The sequence below is a fragment of the Streptomyces sp. YKOK-I1 genome (assembly GCF_054660435.1).
Window position 1 is genome coordinate 5,183,553 of record NZ_BAAGDR010000001.1, and the last position, 16,302, is coordinate 5,199,854.

The 16,302-nt window shown below is 71.0% G+C and carries 14 protein-coding genes and 1 tRNA gene; 7 read left to right on the forward strand and 8 right to left on the reverse strand.

The window, feature by feature from the left end; all coding sequences use genetic code 11:
- Positions 1-54: 54 nt before the first annotated feature.
- Positions 55-1,149, reverse strand: coding sequence for a hypothetical protein (locus tag ACYQ8Q_RS23015; RefSeq protein ID WP_460067553.1), 1,095 nt, complete (start codon positions 1,147-1,149; stop codon positions 55-57).
- Between the two features lie 163 nt (positions 1,150-1,312).
- Entirely contained in the window at positions 1,313-2,167 is an 855-nt protein-coding gene (locus tag ACYQ8Q_RS23020) for a hypothetical protein (RefSeq protein WP_460067554.1), read from the reverse strand.
- A gap of 481 nt (positions 2,168-2,648) precedes the next feature.
- Between ACYQ8Q_RS23020 and ACYQ8Q_RS23025 the strand changes: the two genes are divergently transcribed.
- Both ACYQ8Q_RS23025 and ACYQ8Q_RS23030 read left to right on the forward strand, forming a co-directional pair.
- Positions 2,649-3,041 (forward strand): GntR family transcriptional regulator, encoded by a 393-nt coding sequence (locus ACYQ8Q_RS23025; RefSeq protein WP_460067556.1) that lies wholly within the window; start codon positions 2,649-2,651, stop codon positions 3,039-3,041.
- A 359-nt stretch (positions 3,042-3,400) separates the two neighbouring features.
- Positions 3,401-3,862, forward strand: a complete 462-nt coding sequence (locus ACYQ8Q_RS23030; protein WP_460067558.1) for a hypothetical protein — start codon at positions 3,401-3,403, stop codon at positions 3,860-3,862.
- Positions 3,863-3,982: 120 nt separating this feature from the next.
- Here the strand turns inward: ACYQ8Q_RS23030 and ACYQ8Q_RS23035 are convergent.
- Together ACYQ8Q_RS23035 and ACYQ8Q_RS23040 are read right to left on the reverse strand one after the other, a co-directional pair.
- A tRNA-Ser gene (locus ACYQ8Q_RS23035) sits at positions 3,983-4,069 on the reverse strand.
- Between the two features lie 102 nt (positions 4,070-4,171).
- On the reverse strand, positions 4,172-5,743 hold the full coding sequence (locus tag ACYQ8Q_RS23040; RefSeq protein ID WP_460067559.1) for a S1C family serine protease: 1,572 nt from the start codon (positions 5,741-5,743) through the stop codon (positions 4,172-4,174).
- 258 nt (positions 5,744-6,001) lie between these two features.
- On the opposite strand from ACYQ8Q_RS23040, the gene ACYQ8Q_RS23045 reads away from it, so the two are divergent.
- From ACYQ8Q_RS23045 to ACYQ8Q_RS23055, 3 genes are all read left to right on the forward strand, one after another.
- Entirely contained in the window at positions 6,002-6,838 is an 837-nt protein-coding gene (locus tag ACYQ8Q_RS23045; RefSeq protein WP_460067561.1) for a glycerophosphodiester phosphodiesterase, read from the forward strand.
- 190 nt (positions 6,839-7,028) lie between these two features.
- Positions 7,029-7,667, forward strand: coding sequence for an ATP-binding protein (locus tag ACYQ8Q_RS23050; protein WP_460067563.1), 639 nt, complete (start codon positions 7,029-7,031; stop codon positions 7,665-7,667).
- A 581-nt stretch (positions 7,668-8,248) separates the two neighbouring features.
- Entirely contained in the window at positions 8,249-9,214 is a 966-nt protein-coding gene (locus ACYQ8Q_RS23055) for a DUF5926 family protein (RefSeq protein ID WP_398683886.1), read from the forward strand.
- 289 nt (positions 9,215-9,503) lie between these two features.
- On the opposite strand, the gene ACYQ8Q_RS23060 is transcribed toward ACYQ8Q_RS23055, so the two are convergent.
- Together ACYQ8Q_RS23060 and ACYQ8Q_RS23065 are read right to left on the reverse strand one after the other, a co-directional pair.
- Positions 9,504-10,178 carry a hypothetical protein gene (locus ACYQ8Q_RS23060; protein ID WP_460067565.1) on the reverse strand — a complete coding sequence of 225 codons (675 nt, stop codon included), beginning with the start codon at positions 10,176-10,178 and terminating at the stop codon, positions 9,504-9,506.
- 56 nt (positions 10,179-10,234) lie between these two features.
- Positions 10,235-10,900: a bifunctional DNA primase/polymerase gene (locus ACYQ8Q_RS23065; RefSeq protein WP_460067567.1), complete on the reverse strand. Its 666-nt coding sequence runs from the start codon at positions 10,898-10,900 to the stop codon at positions 10,235-10,237.
- Positions 10,901-11,413: 513 nt separating this feature from the next.
- Between ACYQ8Q_RS23065 and ACYQ8Q_RS23070 the strand changes: the two genes are divergently transcribed.
- Positions 11,414-12,931: a PP2C family protein-serine/threonine phosphatase gene (locus tag ACYQ8Q_RS23070; RefSeq protein WP_460073459.1), complete on the forward strand. Its 1,518-nt coding sequence runs from the start codon at positions 11,414-11,416 to the stop codon at positions 12,929-12,931.
- 83 nt (positions 12,932-13,014) lie between these two features.
- Positions 13,015-14,478 (forward strand): aminopeptidase P family protein, encoded by a 1,464-nt coding sequence (locus tag ACYQ8Q_RS23075; protein ID WP_460067569.1) that lies wholly within the window; start codon positions 13,015-13,017, stop codon positions 14,476-14,478.
- 45 nt (positions 14,479-14,523) lie between these two features.
- Here the strand turns inward: ACYQ8Q_RS23075 and ACYQ8Q_RS23080 are convergent, their stop codons facing one another.
- Both ACYQ8Q_RS23080 and ACYQ8Q_RS23085 read right to left on the reverse strand, forming a co-directional pair.
- A complete protein-coding gene (locus ACYQ8Q_RS23080) occupies positions 14,524-15,351 on the reverse strand; it encodes a triphosphoribosyl-dephospho-CoA synthase (protein ID WP_460067571.1) in 828 nt (275 codons plus the stop codon).
- Between the two features lie 9 nt (positions 15,352-15,360).
- On the reverse strand, positions 15,361-16,296 hold the full coding sequence (locus tag ACYQ8Q_RS23085) for an intradiol ring-cleavage dioxygenase (protein ID WP_460067573.1): 936 nt from the start codon (positions 16,294-16,296) through the stop codon (positions 15,361-15,363).
- Positions 16,297-16,302 lie beyond the last annotated feature (6 nt).

A 16,302-nucleotide genomic window follows, 5' to 3' on the forward strand; every position in this document is an offset into this window, starting at 1 on the left:
CTTACACGCCCATTGAAATCATTTCACCGCTTCAGACCGATAGATCACTTTTCCTCACGCGGGCGGGATGGTGGCGATGCCGCCCTCCTCCTCGGGGGTGAGAGGGGGGCGCCGTTTCGTTCCGCCGCGCCACCACAGGAGACGGCCGTAGGTGAAGAAGACGACGAGGGCGGCGCCGACGACGCAGTAGACGCTCAGGACGATCAGCGGCTGGGTGATGGCGTGGCCGTCGAAGTAGAGGGTGTTGCGGACCAGAACCGTGCCGTTCCACGGGGGCAGGCCGGGGCCGAGGTCCTGCCAGAAAGCCGGCAGGTAGGCGGTGCCGTTGACACCGCCGGTGGAGGGGTTGCCGAAGAAGACGACGATGACGACGGTGAGCAGGGTGCCGATCGGGCCGAGCAGGCTCTGCAGGGTGGCGGCCAGCAGCGCCACGGCGAGGCACATCAGGGCGAACTCGCCCCACAGGGGCCAGAAGTTGCTGCCGACGTCCGGGTAGGCGTTGAGGATCGGCCCGATGACCACGTCGAAGACGAGGGCGGCGACGATCGCGTAGGCGACGAGGCTGAGGACGCGACGGCGGGCCGCGGCGGTGCCGGTGCGTTGCAGGGCGAGGGTGGAGCCGAGATAGCCGGCCACGAGCAGCACGAACACCGCGATGCCGGGGACCACGCCGAGCGGGTCCTCCTTGGGCAGTCTGTTGGTCACCTTGAGGGCGATACGCGTGCCCTGGGCCTTGGCGGCCTGCTCGTAGTAGGCGGGAAGCTGGCCGGGAGCGACCAGACTCGCGGCTTCGGCCACCACGACGGTGTTGCTCTGCGGCACGAAGCCGCCGTAGATCTCGGTGCGTCCGGCCGCCTCCTCCAGGGCCGACTGGTCCTTGTACTGGTGGATCTTCAGAGAGACCTTCTCCTGGACGGCCGTGGTCAGCGGCGAACTGCCGGTCACGCCCCAGGGGAGGTCACGGGCGACCACGCCGTGCTGCGCCGACACATACGTCGTGACCATGATCGTGGTCATGACGAGGGCGATCAGCAGGCCGGTGATCAGCGCCCGCCAGGACGGCGGCTTCGGCCCTTCGTCCCGCCGGTCGTCCGCGGCACCGCCGCTCGGGTCCTCGTTCGGGCCGGAGCCCTCTGGCCTGTCGCTCATGGCATTCCCCGGTCACTCGGCACATGGGGCACCCGACCCGGTGCACCGCGACGACCCTGCCAGAGCGCATCGCGCAGATCGTTCACTTATCCACACGTTTCCTGCTGATTACCCCCGACAGCCGACCGGCAGCGGCGGCGGCCGGTCTCCTGAAGCGTGATCGTCAGGGGCCGTTCTCGGGCCGGTGAGAGGGCTGTTTGCGCACAGCGCGCCAACGCGACCGCGTCTGTTCGACGATGCTGTCCCATTGGCGGCGGACCTCGTCCGGGGAAGGGCGCCGGCCCTGGCGGATCCGGATGAGTTCGTCCCGCACTTCCCGCCCCAGCGCCGCCGACGCGACGACGACGAGCATGGCGCCGAAGAGGGCCGACGCCATCCCGAAGACCGCTCCGGCCGGGCCGTAGCGCGCGGTGTAGGAATTGAACAGGCGCGGCAGGTAGACGGCCGCGACCACCGAATAGACCGCGGTGAGAACGGCCGCAGAGACCGCGAACGGAAACAGGACCGCCCCCGCAAGCCGCTTCGCGGAGAGGATCCGGCCACTCCAGGTGAGGAAGACCGCGGTCACCGGCACCTCGCACACCGCGGCCGCCAGCCCCAGGCGTCCCCCGTCCAGGGCCACGTAGAGCCACCCGATCACCGCGCTGTAGATGCTGAGCGCGCAGATCCACCACAGACCGTTGCGTGTGTTGCGTACGCCGAGCGGCCTCAGTTCCCAGGTCTGCTCGAACAGCCGCTGCACGGTCCGGGAGAAGCTGAGCACCGAGATCGCCAGGAACACGGTGCCGAAGACGCCGACGCCGGCACCCGTGGATTCGGCGGAGAACACCGCCCGGACGGCCTCGGCGCCCTCGCCGGTGAGCCTGTAGCGGTTGATGATCCGGTCTGCGGCTTCGCCGCCGAAGAGGGCACCGATCAGCACGGAGAGCGGAATCAGCGCGGCCAACGCACCGGAGGCCAGAGCCATCGCACGATCGAAGCCCGCGATCTTCTGGAACCGGTTGACGACCCGCAACACGAACGCGGGCCGCAGCCAGAACGTCAGCGTTCTGATGAGCCGCTCGCGGTTGATTCCCGCCGTCCTCTCCTCCGCCGATCAGGGGTCCTATGGGGCGAAGCGAGCCTAAGGGAGGTCGATCCACGAAGTGGAGGACGACACCCGGAGTCCGAGCCGGCCTCTCCTGGAACCGGAGCGAGAGGACCGACGAGACGCCGACGCGGACGCCCCGAGGAGGACCTCCCAGCGGTCGACGAGACGGCCCACCAAGTGGTCCAGGAGGCCAACGGCCAAGGACGCGGCTGTGCGCCGGTGCGCACAGGAGGTACGCCCCGCAATACGCCGACCCCTGACCAAATAACCTGGTCAGGGGCCGTTCGCACTGCTCACCACGCGGAGACGGTGGGATTTGAACCCACGGTGACATCGCTGCCACGAGCTACAGCCGGGCGATCGGTTGCCCGGTGAACCCTCGTTGGTGAAGACGTAGGGCGTCGCCAAGATGACCGCCAACCAGGCGCTGAAGATCCTCGTGAGTGAGGGCCTGGCGGTCGCGCGGCCCGGATCGGGAACGTACGTCCGCGAGTTCAGGCCGATCCGCCGAGTGGCCAACGACCGCCTCTCCAAGACCCGCCGAGACGCAGGGCAGTCCATCTGGTCAGCCGATGTCGCCCAACGCCCCCTGGTCACCGACGTCCAGGTCTACGAAGCCGAGGTCCCGCGCCAGATCGGACGGCTGCTGAACCTTGACCCCGGCGCGGCCGTCATCGTGCGGAGCCGGAAGTTCGTGGTCGAGGACCGCCCGGTGCAGATCGCGACGTTGTACCTCCCGGCGGACCTGGTCCGACCCAGATGCTCTTGGAAGCCGGTTCGTACGTCCTGGAATACCGCCTGAGCAGCTGAGCTGTTACAGGAATCCCTACCTCATTCAAGCACCCGTCGTCGCTCCGCTCCTCCGGGCGGGAGCCAGGCATACGGGCATGAGGTCAGAACAAGCCTCCGGCGGGGGATCGGCCGACGCCGGGATCAAGGGGGCGCCGTGCCCGAGTGCGGGTTCGTCGGAGCGTGCGAGGGAAGCTCCCATCTCGTTTGCCGTCGACCCAGGCAGAGCCGAGCAGACGCGGCCCCTGGCGTCCAGGTCGTTCGTACATGGGAGCTGGGGTGCGTAGCGGGTTACGGAGTGCCGACGCAGACCTGTCTCGCTGTGGATCAACAGCCGTGCAAGTACCTTTGACCACCGGCCGAGGGAGAAGCGTGAAGTACGCAGTTGTGGAGAAGCAGGGGCAAGGCACCTACTGGCATGACCCCAGCCCCTATATCGCCAAGCTGTCCGAGATCCTTCCGGCGCTGCCGCCCGGGGCACGAGCCTTTGCTTCGCATCCCGAACACTACGACTTCTCGGCGCCACGCTGCGTGAAGGATCTCAGACCCCAAGAGCTGCCTTCAGCTGCTGATGGCCAGGGTCAGTACGAGCTTCGATTCACCTGGTCGGGGGGCGAGAGCGACGTGCTCACCATCCGCTACAGGGGCGTCAGCAGCGTTCAAATCACGTCTGACGACGGCGGTCCTGTCGAGTTGTCGGACTACAACAGCGTCCGCCTGGACGAAGTCCTTCCGCACGAGGCCGGATGCAGCCATGAGCTAAGGCTGACGACCGGAACCGTGCGGATCGAGTGCGCGGACCTCACAGCGAGCTGGGCGCCGATCAGCAGCTAACGAGGCGTGCCCCTTCCGCGCCCGATCAAGCGGGCAATGTCGGGGAACAACGGTTACTCACAGGCAGAGACCACAGGAACGGCCCCCGACCGATTCACCTGGTCAGAGGCCGTTCACGTGCGGAGACGGTGGGATTTGAACCCACGGTGACATCGCTGCCACGACGGTTTTCAAGACCGTTCCCTTAGGCCGCTCGGGCACGTCTCCCCGCGTCGCGCTTGATCGGCGGCGCGGGGACAAGGGTAACGGGTGAACACGCGCGCGTGTGGGTCAGTGGGTGCTGATCCGGGGAGGTACGCGCGCGTGGGCTCAGTTGTCGCCCTTGCGGGAGCCGAGGGTGAGTTCGACGGTGTGGGTCTTGCCGTCGCGCTCGTAGGTGATCGTGACCTGGTCGCCGGGCTGGTGGGTCCAGATCTCGCCGATGAGGGTCGGGCCGGAGTCGATCACCGTGTCGTCGAGCTTGGTGATGACGTCGCCCGGCTTGAGGCCGGCCTTGTCGGCGGGGCCGCCCGACTCCACGGCGGAGGCGCCGCCCGAGCCCTGGTCGGTGATCTTCGCGCCGCTGCCCGAGTCCTCCAGGGAGACGGACGCGCCGATCTTCGCGTACACCGGCTCACCGGTCTTGATCAGCTGCTGGGCGACGTACTTGGCCTGGTTGATCGGGATGGCGAAGCCGAGGCCGATCGAGCCGGACTGGGAGGTGCCGCCCAGGCCGCCGCTTCCGGTGGACTGGATCGCGGAGTTGATCCCGATGACATTGCCCTGGGCGTCCAGGAGCGGGCCGCCGGAGTTGCCCGGGTTGATCGACGCGTCGGTCTGCAGGGCGCTCATGTAGGAGGAGCTGCTGCCGCTGCCGTCCGAGGAGGCAACCGGGCGGTTCTTCGCGCTGATGATGCCCGTCGTGACCGTGTTGGAAAGGCCGAAGGGGGCGCCGATGGCGATCGTCGAGTCGCCGACCGCGACCTTGTCGGAGTCGCCGAGGGTGAGCGGCTTGAGGTCCGACGGGGCGTTCTTCAGCTTGATGACGGCGACGTCGTAGCCCTGGGCGTGGCCGACGACCTCGGCGTCGTACTTCTTGCCGTTCGGGAAGGTGGCCGTCACCTTGCCGCCGTCCACTGCGTCGGCGACGACGTGGTTGTTGGTGACGATGTGGCCCTGGGTGTCGAAGACGAATCCGGTGCCGGTGCCGCCCTCGCCGTTGCTGGACTCGGCCTCGATGGTGACCGTGGAGGGCAGGGCCGCCTCGGCCACCGCGGCGACCGAGCCGGCCGCGCGCTTCACGTCGCCGCCGCTGGTGGAGGCGGAGACCGTGGTCGAGCCGGTGTTGTCGTCGTTCTTGGCGAGGGTGTAGCCGAGTCCGCCGCCCAGGCCGCCCGCGACCAGCGCGGCGACGAGCACGGCGGCGACGAGTCCGCCCCGGCCGCTGCGCGGCTTGGGCGCGGGCTGCTGGTAGGAGGCGCCCCAGGCGAGGCCGTCGGCGCCGCCCGCGCCACCGGCGCCGCCCACTCCGGCGGCATTGGCGTCGCCGTACGCGTGCGTGCCAGCGCCGACGCCTGCCTCGGCGTAGAGCGGGGTGGTGGGCGGGTTCTGCCAGCCGTCCGCCGCGGCGGCAGGGGCCGGAGCGGTGGGTGCGGCCTGAGGCGCGGTCGGCGGGGGCCAGTTGCCCTCGGCCGCGGCCGGCACCGGCTGCGGGGCGGCGGGCGGCGGCCAGTCACCCACGGGAGCCGGCGGGGTCTGCGGGAGGGGCGCGGTGGCGCCGGAGTCCGACGCGGGTGCCTGAGGGGCGGCGGCGGCCGAGGAGGTCTCCACCGGCACGGGGGGTGCGGACGGCGCCGGGGGGACCGGGGTGCCCTCGTTCGTGCCCTCGTTCTCGGTGCTCACAGCTCTTCTCCTCGATCCACGGCTGTTGTCGTCGGTCGCACTAGGTCTCGCCCGTTCACGCTTGTCGTCGACCCGGCGCGGGGGTGGCTGTGCGTTGCGCTTGTGTACTGCTCAGCTTTTCCCACGGGCCGTCAGAGCACCATAAGCGCTGGCTGTGGGTCTTCGGGCAATCTTTATAAGGGACTTTTAGTGCACTAAGTGCGCATCTTCGAAACATCTCAGACTGTTCTCAGATGCTCGCGGTGGCACCATGACGCGGTGACCCACGCACGGCAGCACCACATTCAAGTCGTCGCCCACCGCGGAGCCTCCGAGGAGGCCCCCGAGCACACCCTGGCCGCGTACAAGAAGGCGATCGAGGACGGTGCGGACGCCCTCGAGTGCGATGTACGGCTGACCGCGGACGGACATCTCGTCTGCGTGCACGACCGACGCGTCAACCGTACGTCCAACGGCCGCGGCGCCGTCTCCGCCCTGGAGCTCGCCGATCTCGCGGCGCTGGACTTCGGCTCCTGGAAGACCAAGGAAGCGCGCGAGGCCTGGCACGCGCGCGTGGAGGACCCGGACTGGGAGGTCCGGCCGGAGGACCGCGAGGAGACCTCCGTCCTGACCCTGGAGCGGCTGCTGGAGCTGGTCTCCGACTCCGGCCGCCGGGTCGAGCTGGCCATCGAGACCAAGCATCCGACGCGCTGGGCCGGCCAGGTCGAGGAACGGCTGCTGGTCCTGCTGAAGCGGTTCGGCCTGGACGCGCCGGAGTCGGCGGCCGAGTCGCCGGTGCGGGTCATGAGCTTCTCGGCGCGTTCGCTGCACCGCGTACGCGCGGTGTCGCCGACACTGCCGACTGTCTATCTGTCGCAGTTCGTCTCCCCCCGGCTGCGCGACGGGCGGCTGCCGTCGGGAGTGGGGATCGCGGGCCCGTCGATCCGGATCGTGCGCAACCACCCGGTGTACGTCGAGCGCCTGAAGCAGTCCGGTCATCAGGTGCACGTCTGGACCGTGAACGAGCCGGAGGACGTCGACCTCTGCGTCGAGCTGGGCATAGACGCGATCATCACCAACCGCCCACGCGCGGTGCTCGACCGGCTGGGCCGCTGACCGCACGCACGCGGCCGGCCACCGTCCCGCTCCGACACCCCACAGGTCACTCACACCTCACAGATACCTCACGCCCCCTTGACCCCGCGCCAACCCTCCCTCATCCTCCAAATCGGCCACTCCGTCGAAATTCAGCCAAGCGCTTACGGGGAGTGCTCCGGCGCGTTCGCTCCGTATTCGATCGTTGCGAATGCGTCTGAGGACGTGGATTGGCCGGTTTCCGGTACAGGCCAATGGGGCATCCACACCGTGGCGTGGGGCGAAGGAGGTCTCGGGGGTGGCGTTGGTGGTGGCACAGGAGGTGCCCACGTCGTCGAGCATGGCCGTACCCCATGGCCCTGCGGGCGTGGGGGAGGCGCGACACCGCATGCGCGACCAGCTGCGCAGGGGCGGGGTGTCGGAGGCGGTCATCGATGATGCCGTACTGATCCTTTCCGAACTTTTGAGCAATGCGTGCAAACACGGCCGGCCCCTGGGTGACGCCCTGGCGGGGGACGGCGACGTGCGGGCCGCGTGGCGGGTCGACACCGGCGGCCGGCTGCTCGTCGAGGTGACCGACGGCGGCGGCCCGACCCGGCCCTCGCCGGCCACCCCCTCCGTCACCGCGCACGGCGGCCGGGGGCTGAACATCATCACGGCGCTGTCCGACGACTGGGGGGTACGGGACTCCGCCCGCGGCGAGGTGACCGTCTGGGTCCTCGTCCACGCGGACGTCCACGACCCCGACGCCGGCTGCCGCCGCGACGACTTCGCCTCCCGGGTCGCCGCGCCCTCGGTGTCGTCGATGCCGGGACTGGACTTCGCCGACGCGTTCGACGACCTGGACTGACCCCGGCCGACCACCGGCGACCGGCGACCGGCCGACCATGGACGGCCAACAACCGATCACCGACGGCCGACACCCACCGGTCCGGACCCGACCGGTCGCGACCTGGCGGCCGGCCTGGGCCGGACCACCGTCGACCGACCAGGACCACCGTCGAACGCCCTGGGCCGTACCGGACCGCCTGCGGACGACCGGGGACGACCGCGGACGCCACCGCCCGGTCCCGGTCCGCCACCGCCCGGTCCCGGTCCGCCACCGCCCGGTCCCGGTCCGCTACGGCCCGGACCGGGACCGTTCCCAACCCGCTCCGGGCGTTCCCAACCCGCTCCGGCCGGCCCGGACCGGCCCCGACCCAGCCTGATCCCACCCGATCCCACCCGATCCACCGCGATCCACCCCGATCCGCTCCAGTCAGCCCCACTCCGCTCCAGTCAGCCCCAGTCGACCCCGGTCCGCCCCGGTCGCCCCCCTGAAGCACCAACCCGTTGTCCACAACCGCCACGTTGTCCACAGGTTCCCGTGGTCTCGGGTGCGAACGGCTAGGCTCCGCCCGTACCAGACGAGCCGTACCCGGGAGACACCCAGTGGCCAAGAAGCGACCCCAGACGAAGGCCGGCCGGCCGCAGCTCACGGACGGGGAGATCCCGGTCGTCGGCGCCCGGGAGCCCTGCCCGTGCGGCAGCGGCCGCCGTTACAAGGCCTGCCACGGCCGGGCCGCCGCGCACGCCGTGACCGAGCTGGTGCAGCGCCCCTTCGAGGGGCTGCCGGGCGAGTGCGACTGGGTGGCCCTGCGCGAGCTGGTCCCGGCTGCCACGGTCGAGCTGACGCTGAAGGACGGGCTGCCCGAGGGCGTCCCCTCCGTCACGCTCGCCACGGTCCTGCCGATGGCGTGGCCGGCGCTGCGCCGCGACGACGGCTCGGTGCTGCTCGGCCTGCAGAACGACACGCCGTCCGGTGACATCAGCCGCGACCTGGCGGACACCCTCCAGCGGGCCCTCGAGGCACAGCCGGGTACTCCGGTGCAGGCCCGCCGTGCCCCGGCGGACGGCCCTCGGATGCAGGATCTGCTCGACGCCGAAGGCGTGTTCGAGCCAGTTGTGCACGACGGTTTCGAGTTCTGGGTGCCGGACCCGGAGAACGCCGCCCCGGACGTCGCCGCCTCCCTGGAGCGGGCCAACGCGGCGGCGATCCCGACCGTGAAGCTGACCGGTGTGGACTCCGCCTACTGGTGCGAGACGCCGGACAAGAACCACCTGCGGTGGGTCATGCCGCACCCGGAGGAGCGGCTTCTGGACGCTCTCGCGCGGTTGCACGCGGCGGGCCGTTCCAGCCTCGGTGAGGGGACGCGTCTGGTGGGCTCCTTCCGGGCGCACGGCTTGACCGTGCCGGTCTGGGACCTGCCGAGCGGGGTCTCGGCGGACGACGTCGAGAAGCCGGCCGCCGAGTTCGCCGAGCGGCTCGCGGCGGCCCTGGCCTCGGAGGCACCGCTGACCCCCGAGGAGCGCCGGGCACGCGGCGGGCTCACCAACCGCCAGGTGACGCTGAGCTGATGCACGGCCCCGGACCGGGCCCCGGCTGACCGGTCGGTCAGCCGGGCCGGACGGACGGAAGGCGTGACTCCGCTCACAACTCCCGTACGCACAAGGTGAGTCGGCGCCAGAAATCGCCGATCAGCACATGTCCGAAAGCCCGATGAAAACCAGAGATCGAATTTGCTTGGAGCCGATCTCTTGTTACCGTTCCAATAGCCCGGTTGCTGGTGCATCCCCCGTCGCCAGCAACCGGGTCTTTGCATGCCCGGGTCTGCCCGGTCGGTCCGGGCAGACCCGGACCCGTCCGTCAACTGCCTTCGGCGCCCGGGGAGTTGCTGCCGGAGCGCAAGAGCAGCGGCCCTTCGCCCGCCTCCCCCGCGAACGCCGAGAACTCGGCGACGGCGGTGTACGCGTCCAGGGTGCCCCGCGTCCGTTCGCGGGGCGTCTCACAGGTCTCCGGCTCGTCCTCGGCGGCCACGGCACAGTGCATCCGCACCGTGCGTCCCTCGGGCGCCATGAGGCTCAGGGCGGCGTCCAGGGCGCGTCCCGTGGCGTTGCGGTAGTAGGTGCGGGCCCAGGTGTCCTCGCCCTGGGTCAGCACACAGGTCTGCGCCTCGACGCCCTCGGGCGAGGTCAGTCCGGGACCGCAGCGGACGGCGGTCGCGAGACCGAGGCCGAGCAGCAGCGGGGACGAGCCGGCGGCGGGTGCCGGGGACGGGGCCGGGAAGGCAGAGAGCGCCTTCGGGTCCGTACCCCCGTCCGAGGACGAACCCGAGGACGAACCCGAGGACGAACCCGAAGCCGCACCCGAAGCCGCACCCGAAGACCGGTCCGGAGACAGATCCGAAGACTCGTCCGAGGACATCAGGGAGCGCACCGCGGAGCGGCCTTCGTCTCCGACCTGCCCCGCGGAAGCCATGGCCAAGGGCAGTGCGAGCGCGCAGGCCACGGCTCCGCCGAGGGCGAGGAGACGAAGGTTCATAGGGGGAAGATAGGGCGCGCGACCAGGCCTCCCGGGTCGGCGCGCGCCCGACACCCCTACATCTCGGGCGCGTTCACACCCGTACGAGTGAGGGCGTCGACGACGGCGTCCACCACGGCCTCGACGTCGGGCACCCAGGGCGAGGCCGAGCCGGGCAGCGGAGCGCGTTCCCAGCGGATGTCGCCGCGGCCGGTCTCGGAGGGGGGCAGGGCGAGGTAGCCGCCCTCGCTGTGGAAGCGCAGGGAGCCGGGGACGAAGTCCTTGGCGTACAGCAGTTCGCCCAGCTGCTCCATGGAGTAGGGGCGGACGAGGATCGCCCACCGGGTGGGCGAGGCGACGACCGGGCCGAGCCGCATGCCCTGCCGGTCCAGCGCCACGAGCGCGCGGGACGCGGCGAGCGCGGGCAGGCTGACCGCGCAGGGGGCCTGGCCCCCGGTGGCGAGGATGATCGGCGCCGCCGGCCGGTTGCTCCACCACCAGCGCACCATGCGGGCGTCGGTGGTGGCCGCGAGCAGGCCGGGGTCGAAGGGGTGCGCGCCGGGCAGCACGCACTCCGGGTCGGGACAGCCGCACCGCGAGGTGCTGCGCTGGTCCGCCGTCACGCCGGGCAGGACGGGCCACTGCCATTCCGTCGCGAAGGTCAGGGCCGAGTCGATCGGCTCAGGCCCCTTGTCACCGGACTGGGACAGAAGCCTGCGTCGCTTTCCGAGGATCTCGCGCATGAGCGCTCGTTCCTTTCCGTTGCACCGCTGGCAACACCGTGGGCCACATCACACCATGTGTCGATCAGTTCACTGGGCGTACCTGTTGGCGCATCACACCCTTGTCCTCGACAAGGGGAACCCCTGGGGCTGAGCTCCGGCCGCTTCCGCGGCCGCTCCGCCGACTTGCGTCCATCAAAACGCTGGGCGTGGCGTGGGGTGGCGAAGTCTGGCGTTTTGCCGCTCGCCGTATTTCTCTCGGCCTCCGCCACGGGAGGATGGGGCACGGTCGTCGGTGGCTATGACGCCCGGTTCGGCCACCAGGTTCCGGGTGGCTCCCGACGACCCCTGGTCCTTACCGAGTACGTACCCATCACGACCGTTGTGACGCTCCGTGGAGCAAGGCCAGTCGACCGCAAACAACCGTAACCCGAGTCAGTTTTAAGCCATTTTCGCTATTCGACAAGAGGGCGGGAAGAGTAGCGTCCGATTCCCCCCAAAGGCCTCATGGACACCACTAATCCCAGCAGGACAATGCTGGACATCCCCTTACGAGTGCGTGTACATGTGGAGACACCGCCAGCGGCGCAGATTGACATGGGGGTTTGCGATGCTTTTGAGCAATACGCTCCGGTCCGAGAGCCGGATGCCATGAACGCCCCTCACGCTCCGAAAGTGGCTGGAATCGATTCAACGGTTCCCTCGCCAGCACACACTGTCGCGCCCGCGCCCGCCTCCCCGGAAACCCCGTCGGCCGCCGCGGCCCCCTCCGACCCGGGCACCCTGCTCACGGACCGCCTAGCCGGCTGGGTCTCGGACCTCACGACCCTGCACGAACTGACCGAACGTCTGGCCCGCACGGATGCACTGAGCGAGGCACTCACCGAACTGCTGCGCGCCGGAGCCGCCCTCGTGGGCGCCCGGCGCGGTCTCGTCGTCCTGGAACCGGCCAGCGGCCTCGGCCCCGACACCACCATCGGCCTCGGACTCGGCCGCGCGGACCTCGGTCACATCGAGACCGTGCCGCGCAGCGCCATCTCCTACGGCCGGATCCTCGACGGCCTGCCCGGCGCCGACGGCGAGATCGCCGAACCCGACCTGCTCGCCGAGGACGGCCTCGACCCCCGCCACCGCGAGGTGGCCGCCCGCCTCGGCTACGCCGCCAGCTACGCCCTGCCGCTGGTCGCCGAAGGCCCCGAGGGCCGGGTCGGTGCCGCCGTCTGGCTCTACGACGAGCCCGCCGAGCCGGGCGAGCGCCAGCGCCATCTGATCGGTCTGTACGTCCGCACCGCCGCCGAGCACCTCGCCCGCCTCGTCGAGGTCGAGCGCACGCGCGCGTCCCTGGCCACGATGGCCGAGGAACTGCTGCCGTCCCGGCTGCCGAGGGTGCCCGGCGTCCAGCTCGCCGCTCGCCGCAGCAGCGGCCCGCGCGGCGGCGGCGACTGGTACGACGCGCTGCCGCTGCCGGACGCGGCCCTCGGCCTCGCCGTCGGGTCGGTCACCGGCTCCGGGCCGAGCGCGGTCGCCGCGATGGGCCGGCTGCGGGCCTCCCTGCGGGCGTACGCCGTGATGGAGGGCGAGGACCCGGTCGCCGTCCTGTCCGACCTGGAGCTGCTGCTGCGCCTCACCGAGCCGGCCCGCTCCGCGACCGCCCTGTTCGCCTACTGCGAACCCGCCCTGCGCAAGATCACCCTGGCCGGGGCCGGGCACTGCCCGCCGCTGCTGGTGGGTGAGCACCGCACCGAGTTCGTGGAGACCTCCGTCTCCGCTCCGCTCGGCATGCTGACCTGCTGGGAGGCGCCGAGCGTCGAGCTGGATCCGGAGCCCGGCGAGACGGTCCTGCTCTACACCGACGGGCTGCTGCACCGCACCGGCGACCCCGTCGACCGTGCCTTCGCCCGGCTGCACGCGGCCGCCTCCGGAGTGCCGAAGGCCCTGCGGGGCGACCCCGGCGCGGTCGCCGACCATGTGCTGCGCACGATACTGCCGGACGGGGCGGCCGAGCGGGACAGCGAGGAGGACGTGGTGCTGCTGGCGGCGCGCTTCGAGTAAGGGGGCGGTATCAGGTCTCTCCCCTGCGGGTCCCCTTACGCACGACCGTACGATGGACGGGGTCCAGTGCCGTATCGAGGAGGATGACCGTGGCAGAGGAACTCGCGGAGACCCCGGAGACTGCCGAAGAGGAGCCCATCAAGCAGCGCAAGAACGGCCTGTACCCGGGCGTGTCCGACGAGCTCGCCGAGAACATGAAGTCCGGCTGGGCCGACACCGAGCTGCACGACCTGGAGCCGATCGCCCAGGCCGCCGAGACCGCCGCCCGCCGCGCCGCGCTCTCCGCGCGCTTCCCGGGCGAGCGCCTGGTGATCCCCGCGGGCCATCTCAAGACCCGGTCCAACGACACGGAGTACCCCTTCCGTGCCTCCGTCGAGTACGCGTACCTGACCGGCAACCAGACCGAGGACGGCGTCCTGGTCCTGGAGCCCAGGGGCGAGGGCCACGAGGCGACGATCCACCTGCTGCCGCGCTCCGACCGCGAGAACGGCGAGTTCTGGCTCTCCGGCCAGGGCGAGCTGTGGGTCGGCCGCCGGCACTCCCTGAGCGAGGCGCAGAAGCGTTACGGCATCCCGGCCGCCGATGTGCGCGAGCTCGCCGGCGTCCTGCGCGAGGCCACCGGCCCGGTGCGGGTCGTCCGCGGGTACGACGCCGGCATCGAGGCCGCCCTGACCGACAAGGTCACCGGGGAGCGCGACGAGGAGCTGCGGGTCTTCCTCTCCGAGGCACGGCTGGTCAAGGACGCGTTCGAGGTCGGCGAGCTGCAGAAGGCCGTCGACTCGACGGTCCGCGGCTTCGAGGACGTCGTACGGGTCCTGGACAAGGCCGAGGCGACCAGCGAGCGGTACATCGAGGGAACGTTCTTCCTCCGCGCGCGTGTGGAGGGCAACGACATCGGCTACGGCACGATCGCCGCGGCCGGCGCGCACGCCTGCACGCTGCACTGGGTGCGCAACGACGGACCCGTGCGCTCGGGCGATCTGCTCCTGCTGGACGCGGGCGTCGAGACGCACACGTACTACACCGCGGACGTCACGCGCACGCTGCCGGTCGACGGCCGGTTCACCGGGATCCAGAAGAAGATCTACGACGCGGTGTACGACGCCCAGGAGGCCGGGATCGCGGCGGTCGTGCCGGGGGCGAAGTACCGCGACTTCCATGACGCGGCGCAGCGGGTGCTCACCGAGCGGCTCGTCGAGTGGGGCCTCGTCGAGGGGCCGGTGGAGCGGGTGCTGGAGCTGGGTCTTCAGCGCCGGTGGACGCTGCACGGCACCGGGCACATGCTCGGCATGGATGTCCACGACTGCGCCGCCGCGCGCGTGGAGTCGTACGTCGACGGGACGCTGGAGCCGGGAATGGTGCTGACCGTCGAGCCCGGGCTGTACTTCCAGGCCGACGATCTGACCGTGCCGGAGGAGTACCGGGGGATCGGGGTGCGGATCGAGGACGACATCCTCGTGACGGAGGACGGTCAGCGGAATCTGTCGGAGGGGTTGCCGCGGCGGTCCGACGAGGTCGAGAGCTGGATGGCCTCGCTGAAGGGCTGACGTCGGATTGACGGCCGGGTACCGGTGGTGCCCGGCCATCGCCCCTCAGGGGGTTGCGGCCACGTCCGGCAGGGAGTCCACGAAGAGGGCGCCCGCCAGGAGGCCCGCGCTTCCCCGGGGGCTCCAGCCCCGCTCGTGGAGGTCCGCGTCGAAGGCGGACAGGGCCTCACGGCCCCCGTCCGTGTGGGCGCCGCCCGCCTCCAGGACTCCGCGGGCGCCCGCCTGGACGTGGCGCAGGCCCAGGGGGCCGGCCGTGTACAGGAGTTCGGAGTCCTGGAGGGTGGACATCACGGTGAGCAGGGCGTCCAGCCGTGCCTCGGCCTCGCCCGCGCCGGCGGAGCGTGCCGTGGCCAGGGCGTCCAGTGCCCGCCGTACATGAGGGAACCCGGCGCGTGCCTCGCCCCGGGCGCCCGCCGCGCCGTACTTCGCCGAGACCGTCGAACCGCGTGACGGCCGCCGTGGTGCGCCCCGGTCGGGGTGCGCGGCGATCCGCTTGGCGGCCTGGGCGACCTCGGCACCCCGCGCGCGGGGGTGGAGGGCGGCCGCGGCGACCAGCAGTCCCAGCGTCCACAGGGCTCCCCGGTGTCCGCCTCCGGCCAGGCCCACCGAGTGTTCGGTGCACCTCCCGATGGCGCCGAGCTCCGCACGGAGCCTGGGTGTGGGTTCGCCGGTACGGCGGGCGGCGGCAGCCATCGCCGCAAGGCCTGGTGCGAGTGCCTTGGCCGACCAGCGCAGCCCGCAGTGGTCCCTGCGGGTGACACGGGCGTCCAGGTCACGGGGGTCGGGCAGGCCGGGCTTGGGAGCCAGGGCCAGCTGACCGGTCAGCGCGGCCACGGCGGCCTGCGCGAGCACGTCGTCCTCACGGCTGGTCATGACCCCGCCTTACGAGGACGTGGTGGCGGAGTCGGTGGGCGCGTCGCTCGGCGGGGCACCCGTCGGGGCGCCGCTCGGCGGGGTGCCGCCGTCGCCACCGCCGCTGCCGCTGCCCGCGCCGGTGCTCTCCGCGTCCGGGTCGACACCGAGGGTCAGGAAGCCCTTGTAGCCCTTGGAGGGGTCCTTCTTGTGGACGGCCTTCAGGGTCAGCAGACCGCTGGAGGCGCCGCCGCCGTCGTACACCATGTCGTTGTCGAGGGTGGTGTAGCTGCCGGAGTGCTTGGAGTACGGCTCGAGGGTGAAGATCTCCTCGGCGATGGCGTCGTCGAAGAAGAACTGGCCGGTGTAGTTGACCTTGCCGCCCTCGTAGGTGCCGTCCTCCTTCTCGCCACCGGTGTGCACCTTGACGTGGATGTGGCAGGTGCGGGGCGTGTACCAGCCGGGGAAGATCGTCTCGAACTTGACGACCCCGTTGGCGTTGGCGATCTGGTAACCGCGCAGGTAGGTGCTGTCGTTGGCGGTGGAGCCGTCCTCGCTCTCGGCGGGCGCGGAGCCGCCGGGGTTGGCGGTGGTGTAGCCGGAGTAGTAGCCCCAGGCGTCGCAGTGCCAGATCTCGACCGCGGCGCCCTTGACCGGGGTGCAGCCGTCGGTGGCGTCGACGACCGTGAGCCGCAGGGTCAGCGGCACTCCGCTCTTGCCCTCGGTGATGTCCTTGCGCACCAAGGCACCGTCGAGGTAGTAGGGCCCTTCCGTGACGCTGCTCATCAGCGTCATGCACTCACTGCTGGTCGAGGTGGCGTCCGCGGTCGCCTCGGTGTCCGTGGTGGTGTCGGCGAACGCCGCCTGGTAGCCCGCGACGGCGAGTCCGCCGGCCGCGACCGTGCCACCCGTCACCACGAGAGCGCGGCGCCGGGTGATGCTGGTGTCTTTGTGGTTTCCCGTCATGAACAG

Bases quoted from the DNA above. Each gene is read 5' to 3' on its own strand.
- ACYQ8Q_RS23025 (WP_460067556.1), top strand. From the start codon at position 2,649: ATGACCGCCAACCAGGCGCTGAAGATCCTCGTGAGTGAGGGCCTGGCG.
- ACYQ8Q_RS23080 (WP_460067571.1), bottom strand. From the start codon at position 15,351: ATGACCAGCCGTGAGGACGACGTGCTCGCGCAGGCCGCCGTGGCCGCG.
- ACYQ8Q_RS23015 (WP_460067553.1), bottom strand. From the start codon at position 1,149: ATGAGCGACAGGCCAGAGGGCTCCGGCCCGAACGAGGACCCGAGCGGC.
- ACYQ8Q_RS23050 (WP_460067563.1), top strand. From the start codon at position 7,029: ATGCGTCTGAGGACGTGGATTGGCCGGTTTCCGGTACAGGCCAATGGG.
- ACYQ8Q_RS23060 (WP_460067565.1), bottom strand. From the start codon at position 10,178: ATGAACCTTCGTCTCCTCGCCCTCGGCGGAGCCGTGGCCTGCGCGCTC.
- ACYQ8Q_RS23070 (WP_460073459.1), top strand. From the start codon at position 11,414: ATGCTGGACATCCCCTTACGAGTGCGTGTACATGTGGAGACACCGCCA.
- ACYQ8Q_RS23065 (WP_460067567.1), bottom strand. From the start codon at position 10,900: ATGCGCGAGATCCTCGGAAAGCGACGCAGGCTTCTGTCCCAGTCCGGT.
- ACYQ8Q_RS23085 (WP_460067573.1), bottom strand. From the start codon at position 16,296: ATGACGGGAAACCACAAAGACACCAGCATCACCCGGCGCCGCGCTCTC.
- ACYQ8Q_RS23075 (WP_460067569.1), top strand. From the start codon at position 13,015: ATGACCGTGGCAGAGGAACTCGCGGAGACCCCGGAGACTGCCGAAGAG.